This window comes from Enterococcus sp. AZ191, from assembly GCF_051713845.1.
Lineage (GTDB): Bacteria > Bacillota > Bacilli > Lactobacillales > Enterococcaceae > Enterococcus_B > Enterococcus_B durans.
Genome location: NZ_JBIOQS010000001.1, coordinates 2,615,360 through 2,628,216 on the forward strand (window position 1 = coordinate 2,615,360; position 12,857 = coordinate 2,628,216).

Consider the following 12,857-nt stretch of genomic DNA (forward strand, 5'->3'; position numbering starts at 1 on the left):
TAGAAAGGTGAACAAAAATGATATATACAGAATTCAAAGAATGGTTAGAAAAAAACACAACCGGATACGAAACATTTATCATCAAAGCTACTAATTATCAAATTGAAAAAAACAAAAATAGACCCCCAAAAAAACGCTGGGATGATAAGAAAATAGATAAAGCTGTATTAGAAATGTGGAAACAAGTCGTGACTAACTTGTATCAAACAATTCGTAAAGAAAAAGGAGTTCCATTAATTAACGGGAGGGAAATATGGCTTGAATTTATAGAGGAACAAGGACTGATCGAATTTTTCAATGATAGCATGGCAGAATTAGAATTTGAATAGGGGTAATATTGATGGCAATGATAAAACAATATAAAAAGAAAAATGGCGAAAAAGCATGGTACTTCAAAACATATCTTGGTATCGATCCATTAACTGGAAAAAAGAGATATACAACTAAAAGAGGATTCAAAACACAAAAAGAAGCGAAAATCGCACTAGCTAGACTAGAAGTTTTAGCTACAGATAAAAAACTAGTAAAAGATAATAACTACACTTTTACACAAGTAAAAGATATGTGGATTGAACAATATAAACCAACAGTCAGAGAAAGTACTTACTTACGTGTTAAGTTTTTGTTTGATAAAAATATTTCGACTTTTTTTGGAAATAAAAAAATACAAAGCTATAACATAGCTTACTGTCAAGAAGCTATCAACAAATGGAAAGAAGAATATTCTACCTATAAGGCATTAAAATATTATACATCTGCAGTTTTTGATTATGCGAAAAAGTTAAACTTAATTAAAGAAAATCCTATGAAAGAAGTAACTTTTTCAAAAGGAGAACATAAACAAAAAAAGAATAAATTAAAATATTTTGAAAAAGAAGAATTACAAGTTTTTCTTGAATGCTGTCAAAAGGATAAATTTCCCCTAACTTATCCTCTATTCAGAGTTCTGGCTTTCACTGGCATGCGAAAAGGAGAAGCTTTAGCATTAACTTGGGACGATGTAGATTTTTTTAATAAAACTATTGAAATCAATAAAACTGTATCAAAAAACTCAGATAACAAATTAATATCTACTCCACCAAAAACAAACACATCTATTAGAAAAATTTCGTTAGATGACGAAACATTAAATATTTTGAAATCATGGAAAAATCAGCAAAAACGTTATTTACTTGCCTATGGTCATCATATTAAAACAAATAATCAAATAATTTTTTCTTCTAAAAACAATAATTATCTTGATATAACTAGACCTAATACCATCTTAACTAGAATATGCAAAGAATATAATTTCAATGATATCACCATACATGGTTTCCGCCACACTCATTGTAGCTTATTATTTGAAGCTGGTTTGTCTATCAAAGAAGTACAAGAAAGACTAGGACATTCAGATATTCATACAACAATGAACATTTACGCTCATGTAACTAAAAAACAAAAAGAAAGATCCGCTGATAAGTTTGCAGCTTATTTAAATTTTTAAAAAGCATGGTCAAAAGTATGGTCAAAAAAAATAAAAAAGCACTGAAATCCTATGATATCAAGGATTCCAATGCCTATTAATTTCAAAAAATTATTTAACTGTTACAGTTGCGCCAACTTCTTCAAGTTTAGCTTTTAATTCTTCAGCTTCGTCTTTTGACACGCCTTCTTTAACTGGTGCAGGAGCTCCATCAACTACAGCTTTAGCTTCTTTCAAGCCTAAGCCAGTTGCTTCACGAACTGCTTTGATAACTTTAACTTTTTGGTCGCCAGTTGCTGTTAATTCAACAGTGAATTCTGTTTGTTCTTCAGCAGCAGCAGCGCCACCAGCAGCAACTGCAGCTACAGGAGCAGCAGCAGATACGCCAAATTCTTCTTCAATAGCTTTAACTAGGTCGTTAAGTTCTAGGATAGTTGCTTCTTTTAACTCAGCAACGATGTTTTCAATGTTCAATGCCATTATAATTTCCTCCGTTTTAGATGTTAATATTTTTGTTTATGCTATGCGGCAATTAAGCTGCATCTCCATCTTCTTTTTCTGCCACTGCTTTGACAGCGTAAGCCACGTTGCGGACTGGCGCTTGTAGTACAGATAGCAACATAGATAGAAGTCCTTCGCGGTTTGGCAATTTTGCCAATGCTGTGATTTCTTCCAATGAAGATACTTTACCTTCGATGATACCGCCTTTGATTTCTAATGCTTTTGCTTCTTTAGCAAATTCGTCCATGATTTTCGCTGGTGCAACTACATCTTCGTTACTAAATGCAACGGCTGTAGGGCCAGTGAATACTTCGTCCAAGCCTTCTAATCCAGCTTTTTTTGCAGCACGAGAAAGAATTGAGTTTTTGATAACTTTCATTTCTACGTTTGCATCACGAAGTTGTTTACGTAAACGAGTCACTTCATCAACAGTTAGACCACGGTAGTCAACAACGACTACAGATGCTGCTGCTGTAAATTTTTCACTTACTTCATCAACGATTGCTGCTTTTTTTGCGATAATTGCTTCACTCATTTTTGAGTTTCACCTCCTGAATTTTGATGGAAGAGTTCTTTACACTTAGTTATTCACCAAGTATTGTGTATCAATGATCCACTTCGTTCTTAGTGATTCAACATGCCTCGCCTGAGAGGAGACTTCGCTCACTCTGTTCGCCAAGTATTGTTCATCATCTATTCACTTCGTTCTTAGTGATTCACAAAAAAAAACTCTATGCCACCGCAGACATAGAGGGACTATTGAAAGTATTCAATAAACGTCCTCGGTAGGAAATTAAGGCGAATGCCACCTACTGTCTTCGGTACAAGTTAATTATTAACCTCAACTAGCTTAGCATGCTAAACTAGTTGAGTCAAGAATTATTTTTTCAGTTGGATCAATCAACGTTCTAATTTAAATTAGAAAGAAGCTTGGTCTACATGGATACCAGGTCCAAATGTTGTTGTAACAGTGATATTTTTCATGTATTGACCTTTAGCTGCTGATGGTTTAGCTTTCACTAATACATCATGGATTGTTGTAAAGTTTTCAACAAGTTTTTCGTTATCAAATGATACTTTACCGATTGGAACATGCACGTTTCCAGCTTTGTCCACACGGTAAGTTACTTTACCTGCTTTTACTTCGTTCACTGCTTTTGTAACATCCATAGTTACAGTACCAGTTTTAGGGTTTGGCATTAAGCCTTTAGGTCCTAAAACACGTCCTAAACGACCAACAGTAGCCATCATGTCAGGTGTAGCAACAACTACGTCAAAGTCAAACCATCCATTTTGGATTTTTTGAACCATGTCGTCGTCACCTACGAAGTCTGCACCAGCTGCTTCAGCTTCTTTTGCTTTATCACCTTTAGCAAATACTAAAACAGTTTGTGTTTTACCAGTTCCGTTAGGTAATACTACTGCACCACGAATTTGTTGGTCTGCTTTTTTAGGGTCTACGTTCAAACGGTATGCAACTTCAACTGTAGCGTCGAATTTTGCAATGTTTGTTTCTTTTGCTAATGCTACTGCTTCAGCAACAGGATAAACTTTACTTGAATCAACTTTTTTTAATGCATCTTGCATTTTTTTGCTCTTTTTAGCCATTTTGGTTCCTCCTTGATTGTGGTTATAACGGTTGTACCTCCCACGTGTTCTATATCTTTCAATACAGAGCCAACTGAGAAGCTACTTTCTTAGGGTGTAGAGATTATTCTACAGTGATCCCCATGCTTCGTGCAGTTCCTTCAACCATGCGCATTGCTGCTTCAACGTTCGCTGCGTTTAGGTCTTCCATTTTTAATTCAGCGATTTCTTTGATTTGATCGCTAGAAACTTTAGCAACTTTGTTTTTGTTTGGTTCGCCTGAACCTTTTTCAATATTCGCTGCTTTTTTCAACAATACTGCAGCTGGTGGTGTTTTTGTAACGAATGTGAATGAACGGTCTTCGTATACAGAAATAACAACCGGAATAATCAATCCTGCTTGATCAGCTGTACGAGCATTGAATTCTTTTGTGAATCCCATGATATTGACACCCGCTTGACCTAGTGCAGGACCTACTGGTGGAGCTGGAGTTGCTTTACCTGCAGGAATTTGCAATTTAACGATTTTTTCTACTTTCTTTGCCACGAGACATACCTCCTTAAGTCCGTGATGTGGTTAATTGGAGATGCATATTTCTCCTCCCACGTTTTCTCTCATAATCATCTGATTATCAGACAAAATAGTGCGCACGACAATGCACACTGATACAGTATAGCAAATATATTCTTTTTTTCAAGATTTTTTTCCTATAAATTTACATTCTATGGAAGAAATCGATAATTTTCTCCTTAAAACGTGAAGAACCTTCCCTATTTGTTTACCATTTGTGCTAAACTAGCGCCAAGAAGAAATGCTGACATGCGCCAGCTATATATCTGTAAATTTTAACGAGGTGAAGAAATGAAAGAATTAAAATACCGCAGTGTTTTCGATATTATCGGTCCTGTCATGATTGGTCCTAGTAGTTCTCATACCGCTGGTGCTGCTCGAATCGGTAAAATCGTCCGTAGTATTTTTGGCGAACAACCAGATTCTGTCGATATTTATCTTTATGAATCTTTTGCTAAGACTTATCGAGGACATGGTACCGATATTGCTTTAGTCGGCGGCTTATTAGGAATGGAACCAGATGATGAACATTTAGCAGATTCACTGAAATTAGCTTATGAAGCAGGCATGGAAGTATTATTCGTTCCAAAAGCAGAAAAAGCGGAACATCCCAACTCTGTAAAAATGTTGTTAAGAAAAGGAACTCGCAAACTTTCCGTAACTGGGATCTCGATCGGTGGCGGAAATATTCAGATATCTGAATTGAATGGGTTCAAGATCTCATTAAGCATGGGTACCCCTACCCTGATCATCGTCCATCGAGATGTGCCGGGAATGATCGCCAAAGTCACAAACATCCTTTCTGAAACGAATACAAATATCGGAACTATGACGGTTACTCGTGAATCTAAAGGCGAAAATGCGATCATGATCATCGAAGTCGATGACCCGCAAGTAGATGACACTGTTAAAAAATTAAATCAATTGCCAAACATCGATAGTGTCAATTATTTCGATTAAAGGAGGAAGAAAAATGTTTTTCTCTATTGAAGAACTCGTACAGCAAGCAAACGACTACTCCAGTGTCGCTGAATTAATGATTGCTGTTGAAATGGAAATGAGCGGACGTTCACGCGAACAGATCATCGCGATCATGGAAAAAAATCTAAGTGTGATGGAACGATCCATTGCTGAAGGAAAAGCAGGTGTAACATCTGTAACTGGCATTACAGGTGGCGATGCAAAAAAACTAGACGATTATTTAAAGGAAGCTGATTTTCTTAGCGGTGAAACGATCCTAACTGCCGTTCGTAATGCGATTGCTGTGAACGAGGTTAATGCCAAAATGGGCTTAATCTGCGCAACACCTACTGCCGGCAGTGCTGGAGTCGTACCTGGTGTATTGATGTCCATCCGTGAGCGCTTGGAATTAAGTCATGAACAACAGTTAGAATTTCTCTTTACTGCTGGGGCATTCGGCCTAGTCATGGCAAATAATGCTTCGATCAGTGGTGCAGAAGGTGGTTGCCAAGCAGAAGTTGGTTCAGCCAGTGCCATGGCAGCTGCTGCATTAGTATGTGCCAAAAATGGTACGCCACATCAAGCCGCTCAAGCCGTTGCAATTACTTTAAAAAATATGATGGGGCTGATCTGTGACCCTGTCGCAGGGCTCGTTGAAGTTCCCTGTGTCAAAAGAAATGCGCTTGGTTCTTCTCAAGCTTTCATTTCTGCCGACATGGCGTTAGCCGGTATCGAAAGTGTCATTCCACCTGACGAAGTTGTCGCTGCGATGTATCAAGTGGGAAGACAAATGCCCTCTATCTTCAAAGAAACAGCAGAAGGTGGCCTAGCAGCAACTCCAACTGCTAAACGACTAACAAAAGAGATTTTAAAATAAAACGTGGAAATGTTCTTTTATTAGAGGTGGAAAACGAATGTGGGACAAATCTAAAAATCAGGTTTGCTACAGACTCTCGAATAACCGTCGTTCAAAAGTAGTTTTTTCGGTAATTTCAAAAAAAAAACGACTAGTTTTACCTGTTTTGTCGTTAGTGGTGTACTAGATGTTCCCTCAAAAAAATAGCGCGTATCGACGGCTCTGTCGATACGCGCTATTTTTTTGACTTCTTTTAATCTAGCAACTTAGTGTTTTTAATTTCGTTCACTGTTCTAGTACCAGCCAACTGCATAGTAATTGATAACTCTTTATTCAAATGATCAAATACAGAAGTAACACCTTGTGCGCCACCTAGATTCAAGCCATAGATGACTGGACGACCGATGGCAACTAGATCCGCCCCACTCGCTAGAGCTTTGAAGACATGTTCTCCACGGCGTACGCCTGAATCAAAGATAACAGGTACACGTTTATTGACAACTTCTGCTACTTTAGGTAGAACTTCAAAAGAAGCGGGGCCACCATCAAGTTGACGTCCTCCATGATTCGAAACCCAAATGCCATCTGCACCGGCAGAAATTGCTACTTCGGCATCTTCTGGTGATTGGATACCCTTTACGATCACAGGTAGATTCGTTAAATCTTTGATTTTTTTGATATCTTCTGGTGTCAATCCTTGCTTAGCCGCTGCATAGATTTCAGAGATCCCTTTTCCTTCACCATTTCCACTTGCGCTCTGTTCACTATACGCTGCAAGGTTAGGCATTGGTAATGGAAATTGGAAATGATTGATGATATCTTCTTCTCGATACCCACCTAATGTCGAATCAGCGGTTAAGATAATTGCCTTTGCACCAGCTTCAACTGCTTTGTTCAAGATGAATTCATTAAAGCCGTCATCTTTACTCATATATAATTGGAAAAATTGTGGCGCATCAGGCGCTGCCGCTGCTGCATCTTGAATAGTTGTATTGGCGTACGTGCTGATAGAAAAGATCGAACCAGCCGCAGCAACACCTTTCGCTGTATTCGCCTCTCCTTTTTCGTGTGCTAGGCCTTGCGCAGCAGATGGTGCTTGAATGATCGGCGTCTTCAAATCAATACCAAAAATCGCTGTACTTAAATCAGCCGAATCGATTCCTCTCAACACTCGAGGCATGATTTTTTTCGTATTGAATGATGTCGTATTTTCTTTCATCGTCCATTCATCTTCTGAACCGCCACGGATATACCCAAATGCGCCAGTTTCCATGCGCTCTTTTACTTTTCCTTCAAGTGAAGCGATATTTACGATATCAATTGAATGTTCTTCTGTACTTGCCTGATAAGCCATAACTAAATCCCTCTTTCTTTTTTAGTACAAACTCATCATATAACTCTTACTAAAAGTAAGTAAACGTTTATACTCGGTCTGAGTTTAAAATAAAAAAGTGTCACTCACAAGGAGGCTGGGACAGAAGTGTTCAACTCCGAGAAATAAGAAGAAATGAACGAAAATTGCTTTTCAAATCGTTGTGAATTTCGGCTTATTTAAGAAGGAGTTACTTCTGCTCCCACCGTTTATCCGTTTTTAAAGAATGAGACAAAAGTGTTTCTTACTTTTGTCCCACGCTCGTTTTTTTGAAATTTCCGAAAAACCTGACTTTTGGATGCCGTTTATTCGAGAGTCTGTAGCAAAACTGATTTTTAGATTTGTCCCACATGCAAGAAACAAACAAAAATAAATGTTATGCTCGTTTCACTTGCGTTACACTCTTTTAAACAAAAGAATCCAGTTATATAGCAAGTAGCAGTGCTTTTTTCGAATGTTATTCGATTCTATTCATTCAGGTTCCAAACAAATTGTTGGACCAGCCTATCAACTTCCTGGTTTTCATGAAGCATACTGTGTGCAGCATTTTCTCCTTCGACGACTTTTTCCTCAACTGGATTTCCATTTTGCTTGAGTAAAGCATACACTGCCAAGGCACTACTCAATGGAACAGTGCCATCACTAGCATCCGTTTCACTCAATTGTCCACCAACTAGCAAGAATTGGGTAGTTGTAGGAACGTTGCCTATCAGTTGTTGGTAATCTTGGTACCGACTAGTTGTCACAACTGGGCCATTTTTCAGCATATCATTTAAGCTTTGGGTACTGTTTTCTTCAAATTCATTAAATGGCGCCCCTAATGCAACAAACTTTTGGACTTGTGGTAACGATTTATCTTGACCATAAGTAGCAAGATAACGCAGCCCGCTGACTCCTCCCATCGAGTGGCCAACGATATTCACTTTATCGATGCCATAGGTAGATTGTAGATATATTAGACACGCTTTGATCCATTCAGTTTGATTCCATTCATTGTTTTTATTATCTGCAAATAATACTTGGACGATCGGATTGTCCGCTTTCTTTGTTAATTCTCCATCAGCCTGTACTTGACCATTGACATCAACCGTCAATGTCAACTCTTTTTGTGTGCTATCTTCTAATCGCTGGATCATTCCTTTAAAGGAGTTGACGGTTCCACTATAGCCATGGAGAAACAGCGTAGGTGTAGTCGTTTTTTCAATTTTTTCTTCTGTTGTTTGTGTCGTTTCTGCCTTCTTTGTTCCAGTGGTTGGCTCATTGGTTGCTTTAGACTGACAGCCAGCCAGCAAAACTATCCCTAATCCAATCAAAAAACTGGTCATTATAAATTTACGCCATTTTGTCATGATCTGTCCTCCTACTGATGAATAACAAAAAAAGACGAAAAGAGTTGAGTAACAATCTTTCCGTCTTACTTGTTGCTCCGGCGATATGCTTTTTTTAAAACACTTTTAGCAACGTATTAATCGATTTTGTCTACTTGATCAAAATCAAGTTCTGTACTTGTTTCACGACCAAACATATCGATATTCACTTTTAATTTTTCTTTTTCTTCATCTACTTCTGTTACTTGACCTTCTAGTCCAGCAAAAGCACCTTCGATGATCTTGACTACTTCGCCTACTTCGATTTCTAAATCATTTTGGCGTAAGCTCATACCGATTGAACGCAAGATATGGTTCACTTCTTCTGGCAATAGTGGCGCTGGTTTGCTTCCTGCACCATGAGAACCAACAAATCCAGTTACACCCGGTGTATTACGAACGACATACCAAGAAGCATCCGACATGATCATTTCTACTAATACATAACCTGGGAATGTTTTATGAACGATCTCTTTTTCTTTACCGTTCTTTACTTCTGTTTCAGTTTCTTCTGGAACAACTACACGGAAAATAAAGTCAGCCATTTTCATACTTTGCGCACGAGATTCGATGTTTGCTTTTACTTTGTTTTCATATCCTGAGTATGTATGCAATACATACCAATTTTTTTCAAAAGATTCCATTAAGGGCTCCTCATTTCATTGTAAAATAAAAAAACCCCAGTTGCCCGAAGTTTTTCCTTCAACCTGATTATAGCACTATTTCACGATTTTTACTAGCGCCTTATTTTAATAAGAAAGCAAATAAACTTTGGATTGCTGTATCCATAACGAAAAACATCACACCAAAAATAATCGAGGTTTCGATAACTACCAATGTATCTTTACGTAATTGCTTACGAGATGGCCATGTTACTTGTTTCATTTCTGCTTTGACACTTTTTAGAAACTTCATCCTTTATCCTCCTGTGTTCTATTTTGTTTCTTTATGTAATGTGTATTGATTACAATATTTACAAAATTTATTGATTTCCAAACGTTCGCCGCTTTTTCCTTCACTGATTGATTTAGTGTAGTTTCTAGAACCGCAAACGGAACAAGCTAATGCTGCTTTTTTCTTTGCCATTCGTTGTCCCCCCTTACTGAAAATCAAAACTATACACTTTTACAGTATCATGGAAAAGTTTTTCTGTCAATTCGCATTTAAACGGTCTATTGTTTTGCAATTAATTATGATATGATTAATTTGAAATGAAGTAAAAATGAGATATATGGAGGTAAAATTATGCTATTAAAAACACTTGTATATAAGAAAAAAGATTTAACAACTATTACTGAGACCAGCACTTTAGAAGAAGCATTAGAGATTTTAGAAAGTTCTGGCTATCGCTGTGTGCCGATCTTAGATGCTTCTGGAAATATTTTCCGTGGAAATATTTATAAGATGCACATCTATCGTCATAAAGCTAACGGCGGGGATATGACACTACCAGTTACACATCTATTGAAGAATGCCACAAAATTCATCTATTTAGACACATCTTTCTTTAAAGTATTTTTCACGATCAAAGAGCTACCTTACATCGCCGTACTTGACAATGAAAATCACTTCTATGGAATTTTGACACATAGTACTTTGTTGAATATGCTCTCACAATCATGGAGTGTCGAACAAGGTAGCTACGTGTTAACGATTGCGTCTACTGGTAAACAAGGCGATTTAGCAACGATTTCAAAAATCATCTCTAAATACAGCAGTATTGCCAGCTGTATTACACTCGATATCGAAAAGGATGAATTCATCCGTCGTACACTGATCACTTTGCCTGCTGACACAGACGAAAAAGTATGTGAAACGATTGTTAACCAGCTTGAAAAGAAAAACTATAAAGTAATTGAGATCGAAAATCTACAAAACGCAGAATAAGCTTTCATGAACAGATAATTAGCCAAACAGAATTAGAGGCTAGGAATCAATCAAAAATTGATTCCTAGCCTCTATCTTTATATAAACTATTTTCAACTCGCTCTTCCTATACGCGATTTTTAAAATCTAATGCTCGGTCTAAATAATACATCAATGGTGCTGACACAGCCATGATGATACACTCGCTTGCTGCTAATGTACCATAAGTCATCCAAAAGGCCTTTCCGCCTGTTGGTACTAACATGTACGCAATCAATCCCATACTGATCGTAAAGAAGAGCGTATTCAGCGCTAACCGTACTTTTACATTTTTGATTTTATTTTGTAATATAGCTGTTAAGCCTAAAGAAATCAATGTTTGTCCGCCACCGAAAATAACATCTAGTATTCCAAAGCCAAAGAATGCGTTATAAATGATGACTCCTCCTAGTACACCCCAGAGTAATTTACGATTAAAAACCACTAAATGATTCAAACTTTCAGAGATTCGAAATTGGATCGGTCCAGATGATACTGGTGCAACTAAAATCGTTAACGCTAAATATAAAGCCATGATGATCCCATTCACTACGACGACCATTAGTCGTTTTTGTTCCTGTGTCTTTTGCATAATATAAGTCCTCATTTCTCCTAGTTTTTTTAACGCGGGATGGTTGATGAACCGCGGTTATCTTAAACAAAGAATCATTATAACAGACAATCTATAGATTTAAAACCATAGAATTCTTTGAATTGAAACAGTATCTAAAGAGTGAATGTAAACGTTTGTCAAAACAAAGAAATTATGCTATAAAATAGGTGTAAGAGGCATAAGGATTCCCAGTAGCGCAGACGAAGCAGGTTCTGCAAGAAAAGAATTGTTGTGTATCTAAAAAAGAAAAAAGGAAGTGGGAGTTTGAATAACCTCTTACCTGAACAAGATCTAGCAAGCAGCTGAAGAACTAAGTGGACATATCGAACCTTAGATTTCTTCTCCGTTTCAAACGAACGGATCGAGCGCTTGCTAGATTTTTTTATTTTTTTGAAATCTCTTCTTTTTCATTTCTGCACTCCTCTGCTATAATAACCAAGAATAAAAACATATGATTTGTTTTTTCTCTTTTTAAAATAAATTTTGATATTCAACAATGAATATTTCAGTCGCTAACCATTGGAGCGTTAAGCGAAAAATTGAGAAGTTCTCTGATTTTATGATTGAGTCTATAGCCAGCTCAACTTCTGAAATGTTTCGCAGGAGGCAAAAATGAAGTTTCATTATTATTTATTGATCAACCAAGCGGCTGGAAGCGGCTCTGGTAAAAAGGTAGCGGACAAGATCATCCCGCTATTTGCTGAAAAGAATTTGACCTATTCTGTTTATTATAGTAAGTGGAAAGGCCATGATGCTCAAATCGCTGAGGAATTAGCAGAAGATACGCTGAAAGAATGGACTGAAGAAACCCGTGAGCAAGAAGCTCCTTTTCCTCTACTTGTAATTGTCGGCGGTGATGGAACACTGCACCAAGTATTGAATTCTTTTCATCAACTGAAAGTTAATTTTCCTGTTGCATATATCCCTGCCGGTTCTGGTAATGATTTTGCTAGAGGTATCGGATTATCAAGGGATGCTGTAAAAGCATTAGAAAATGTGCTTGCTACAACTGAACCTCAGGAAATCAATCTATTAAGCTATGAAGAAAAAATCAGCGATAAACAAGGAGTTGTCGTAAATAATTTTGGGATTGGTTTGGATGCCGCAATTGTACATGCGACAAATCATTCGAATGCGAAAACACAATTGAATAAGTATAAATTAGGATCGCTTTCTTATATTTTTTCGATTTTGCGTGTTTTCTTTGTTCAAAGAGGATTCCCTATTTTAGTAGAAACTAGTGGAAAACAGGTCAGTTTTGAAAAAGCTTTTTTATGTACAGCAACGAATCACCCATACTTTGGAGGCGGTGTAGCCATCGCTCCCACCGCTGATATTGCAAAACAAACGATTGATTTTGTTGTCGTGGAGCGGATCAATCTATTCAAGATCCTGTGGATTGCTCTTCTACTGACACAAAAAAAGCAACTCAATTCTAAAAATTTCCACCACTTTACCACTAGTAAATTGCGTATTGTTTCGACTACATCACAATATGGTCAAGAAGATGGTGAAGACACTGAAAAGCAACCATTCGATCTACATTTGTCCACAAAAAAACAACTATTTTGGTGTAATTTAGCGCTTTAATAAGTATATAATTATAAGGGCAAAGAACGTGGGATAATAGTCCTTCTTAAAAAGAAAAGGTTCTATAATA

The 12,857-nt window shown here is 37.2% G+C and carries 16 protein-coding genes, 1 riboswitch and 1 other annotated feature; of the genes, 6 read left to right on the forward strand and 10 right to left on the reverse strand.

The features are described from left to right. Positions 1-17: 17 nt before the first annotated feature. Both IGI47_RS12680 and IGI47_RS12685 read left to right on the forward strand, forming a co-directional pair. A complete protein-coding gene (locus IGI47_RS12680) occupies positions 18-329 on the forward strand; it encodes a hypothetical protein (RefSeq protein ID WP_002333277.1) in 312 nt (103 codons plus the stop codon). Positions 330-340: 11 nt separating this feature from the next. After that, positions 341-1,486, forward strand: a complete 1,146-nt coding sequence (locus IGI47_RS12685; protein WP_438784378.1) for a tyrosine-type recombinase/integrase — start codon at positions 341-343, stop codon at positions 1,484-1,486. A gap of 90 nt (positions 1,487-1,576) precedes the next feature. On the opposite strand, the gene rplL is transcribed toward IGI47_RS12685, so the two are convergent. The 4 genes from rplL to rplK form a co-directional block, all read right to left on the reverse strand. Next, positions 1,577-1,945 (reverse strand): 50S ribosomal protein L7/L12, encoded by a 369-nt coding sequence (rplL, locus tag IGI47_RS12690; protein WP_081134063.1) that lies wholly within the window; start codon positions 1,943-1,945, stop codon positions 1,577-1,579. A 52-nt stretch (positions 1,946-1,997) separates the two neighbouring features. Continuing rightward, complete coding sequence (rplJ, locus tag IGI47_RS12695) at positions 1,998-2,501, reverse strand: 50S ribosomal protein L10 (protein ID WP_005878979.1); 504 nt, start codon at positions 2,499-2,501, stop codon at positions 1,998-2,000. A gap of 178 nt (positions 2,502-2,679) precedes the next feature. Beyond that, positions 2,680-2,806, reverse strand: a sequence feature (ribosomal protein L10 leader region). Positions 2,807-2,884: 78 nt separating this feature from the next. Then, on the reverse strand, positions 2,885-3,574 hold the full coding sequence (gene rplA / locus IGI47_RS12700; RefSeq protein WP_005878981.1) for a 50S ribosomal protein L1: 690 nt from the start codon (positions 3,572-3,574) through the stop codon (positions 2,885-2,887). Positions 3,575-3,677: 103 nt separating this feature from the next. Next, on the reverse strand, positions 3,678-4,100 hold the full coding sequence (gene rplK / locus IGI47_RS12705; RefSeq protein ID WP_005878984.1) for a 50S ribosomal protein L11: 423 nt from the start codon (positions 4,098-4,100) through the stop codon (positions 3,678-3,680). Between the two features lie 315 nt (positions 4,101-4,415). On the opposite strand from rplK, the gene sdaAB reads away from it, so the two are divergent. Then, on the forward strand, positions 4,416-5,084 hold the full coding sequence (gene sdaAB, locus IGI47_RS12710) for an L-serine ammonia-lyase, iron-sulfur-dependent subunit beta (protein ID WP_005878986.1): 669 nt from the start codon (positions 4,416-4,418) through the stop codon (positions 5,082-5,084). A 13-nt stretch (positions 5,085-5,097) separates the two neighbouring features. Continuing rightward, complete coding sequence (sdaAA, locus tag IGI47_RS12715) at positions 5,098-5,961, forward strand: L-serine ammonia-lyase, iron-sulfur-dependent, subunit alpha (protein ID WP_311931214.1); 864 nt, start codon at positions 5,098-5,100, stop codon at positions 5,959-5,961. A gap of 232 nt (positions 5,962-6,193) precedes the next feature. Here sdaAA and IGI47_RS12720 read toward each other — a convergent pair whose 3' ends face one another. The 5 genes from IGI47_RS12720 to rpmG all read right to left on the reverse strand — a co-directional run bounded on the left by IGI47_RS12720 (position 6,194) and on the right by rpmG (position 9,765). Continuing rightward, positions 6,194-7,294, reverse strand: a complete 1,101-nt coding sequence (locus IGI47_RS12720; RefSeq protein WP_438784379.1) for a lactate oxidase — start codon at positions 7,292-7,294, stop codon at positions 6,194-6,196. A gap of 485 nt (positions 7,295-7,779) precedes the next feature. Next, positions 7,780-8,661, reverse strand: a complete 882-nt coding sequence (locus tag IGI47_RS12725; protein WP_311931216.1) for an alpha/beta fold hydrolase — start codon at positions 8,659-8,661, stop codon at positions 7,780-7,782. A 116-nt stretch (positions 8,662-8,777) separates the two neighbouring features. Next, the gene (nusG, locus tag IGI47_RS12730; protein WP_005878994.1) at positions 8,778-9,323 is read right to left on the reverse strand and encodes a transcription termination/antitermination protein NusG; all 546 of its coding nucleotides are present in this window, start codon (positions 9,321-9,323) and stop codon (positions 8,778-8,780) included. A 100-nt stretch (positions 9,324-9,423) separates the two neighbouring features. After that, positions 9,424-9,594: a preprotein translocase subunit SecE gene (secE, locus tag IGI47_RS12735; protein ID WP_005878996.1), complete on the reverse strand. Its 171-nt coding sequence runs from the start codon at positions 9,592-9,594 to the stop codon at positions 9,424-9,426. Positions 9,595-9,612: 18 nt separating this feature from the next. Continuing rightward, the gene (gene rpmG, locus IGI47_RS12740; protein WP_005878997.1) at positions 9,613-9,765 is read right to left on the reverse strand and encodes a 50S ribosomal protein L33; all 153 of its coding nucleotides are present in this window, start codon (positions 9,763-9,765) and stop codon (positions 9,613-9,615) included. A 159-nt stretch (positions 9,766-9,924) separates the two neighbouring features. Between rpmG and cbpA the strand changes: the two genes are divergently transcribed. Next, positions 9,925-10,566, forward strand: coding sequence for a cyclic di-AMP binding protein CbpA (gene cbpA / locus IGI47_RS12745; RefSeq protein WP_311931217.1), 642 nt, complete (start codon positions 9,925-9,927; stop codon positions 10,564-10,566). A 106-nt stretch (positions 10,567-10,672) separates the two neighbouring features. Here the strand turns inward: cbpA and IGI47_RS12750 are convergent, their stop codons facing one another. Next, positions 10,673-11,176 carry a QueT transporter family protein gene (locus IGI47_RS12750; RefSeq protein WP_311931268.1) on the reverse strand — a complete coding sequence of 168 codons (504 nt, stop codon included), beginning with the start codon at positions 11,174-11,176 and terminating at the stop codon, positions 10,673-10,675. A gap of 14 nt (positions 11,177-11,190) precedes the next feature. Further along, positions 11,191-11,237: riboswitch (PreQ1 riboswitch) on the reverse strand. 572 nt (positions 11,238-11,809) lie between these two features. On the opposite strand from IGI47_RS12750, the gene IGI47_RS12755 reads away from it, so the two are divergent. After that, positions 11,810-12,787 (forward strand): diacylglycerol/lipid kinase family protein, encoded by a 978-nt coding sequence (locus tag IGI47_RS12755; protein WP_438784380.1) that lies wholly within the window; start codon positions 11,810-11,812, stop codon positions 12,785-12,787. Positions 12,788-12,857 lie beyond the last annotated feature (70 nt).

Excerpts from the sequence above, each read along its gene's own strand:
- secE (WP_005878996.1), bottom strand. The coding sequence starts at position 9,594 with ATGAAGTTTCTAAAAAGTGTCAAAGCAGAAATGAAACAAGTAACATGG.
- rpmG (WP_005878997.1), bottom strand. The coding sequence starts at position 9,765 with ATGGCAAAGAAAAAAGCAGCATTAGCTTGTTCCGTTTGCGGTTCTAGA.
- IGI47_RS12685 (WP_438784378.1), top strand. The coding sequence starts at position 341 with ATGGCAATGATAAAACAATATAAAAAGAAAAATGGCGAAAAAGCATGG.
- IGI47_RS12750 (WP_311931268.1), bottom strand. The coding sequence starts at position 11,176 with ATGCAAAAGACACAGGAACAAAAACGACTAATGGTCGTCGTAGTGAAT.
- rplA (WP_005878981.1), bottom strand. The coding sequence starts at position 3,574 with ATGGCTAAAAAGAGCAAAAAAATGCAAGATGCATTAAAAAAAGTTGAT.
- rplJ (WP_005878979.1), bottom strand. The coding sequence starts at position 2,501 with ATGAGTGAAGCAATTATCGCAAAAAAAGCAGCAATCGTTGATGAAGTA.
- nusG (WP_005878994.1), bottom strand. The coding sequence starts at position 9,323 with ATGGAATCTTTTGAAAAAAATTGGTATGTATTGCATACATACTCAGGA.
- sdaAB (WP_005878986.1), top strand. The coding sequence starts at position 4,416 with ATGAAAGAATTAAAATACCGCAGTGTTTTCGATATTATCGGTCCTGTC.
- IGI47_RS12755 (WP_438784380.1), top strand. The coding sequence starts at position 11,810 with ATGAAGTTTCATTATTATTTATTGATCAACCAAGCGGCTGGAAGCGGC.
- cbpA (WP_311931217.1), top strand. The coding sequence starts at position 9,925 with ATGCTATTAAAAACACTTGTATATAAGAAAAAAGATTTAACAACTATT.
- IGI47_RS12680 (WP_002333277.1), top strand. The coding sequence starts at position 18 with ATGATATATACAGAATTCAAAGAATGGTTAGAAAAAAACACAACCGGA.
- IGI47_RS12725 (WP_311931216.1), bottom strand. The coding sequence starts at position 8,661 with ATGACAAAATGGCGTAAATTTATAATGACCAGTTTTTTGATTGGATTA.
- IGI47_RS12720 (WP_438784379.1), bottom strand. The coding sequence starts at position 7,294 with ATGGCTTATCAGGCAAGTACAGAAGAACATTCAATTGATATCGTAAAT.
- sdaAA (WP_311931214.1), top strand. The coding sequence starts at position 5,098 with ATGTTTTTCTCTATTGAAGAACTCGTACAGCAAGCAAACGACTACTCC.
- rplL (WP_081134063.1), bottom strand. The coding sequence starts at position 1,945 with ATGGCATTGAACATTGAAAACATCGTTGCTGAGTTAAAAGAAGCAACT.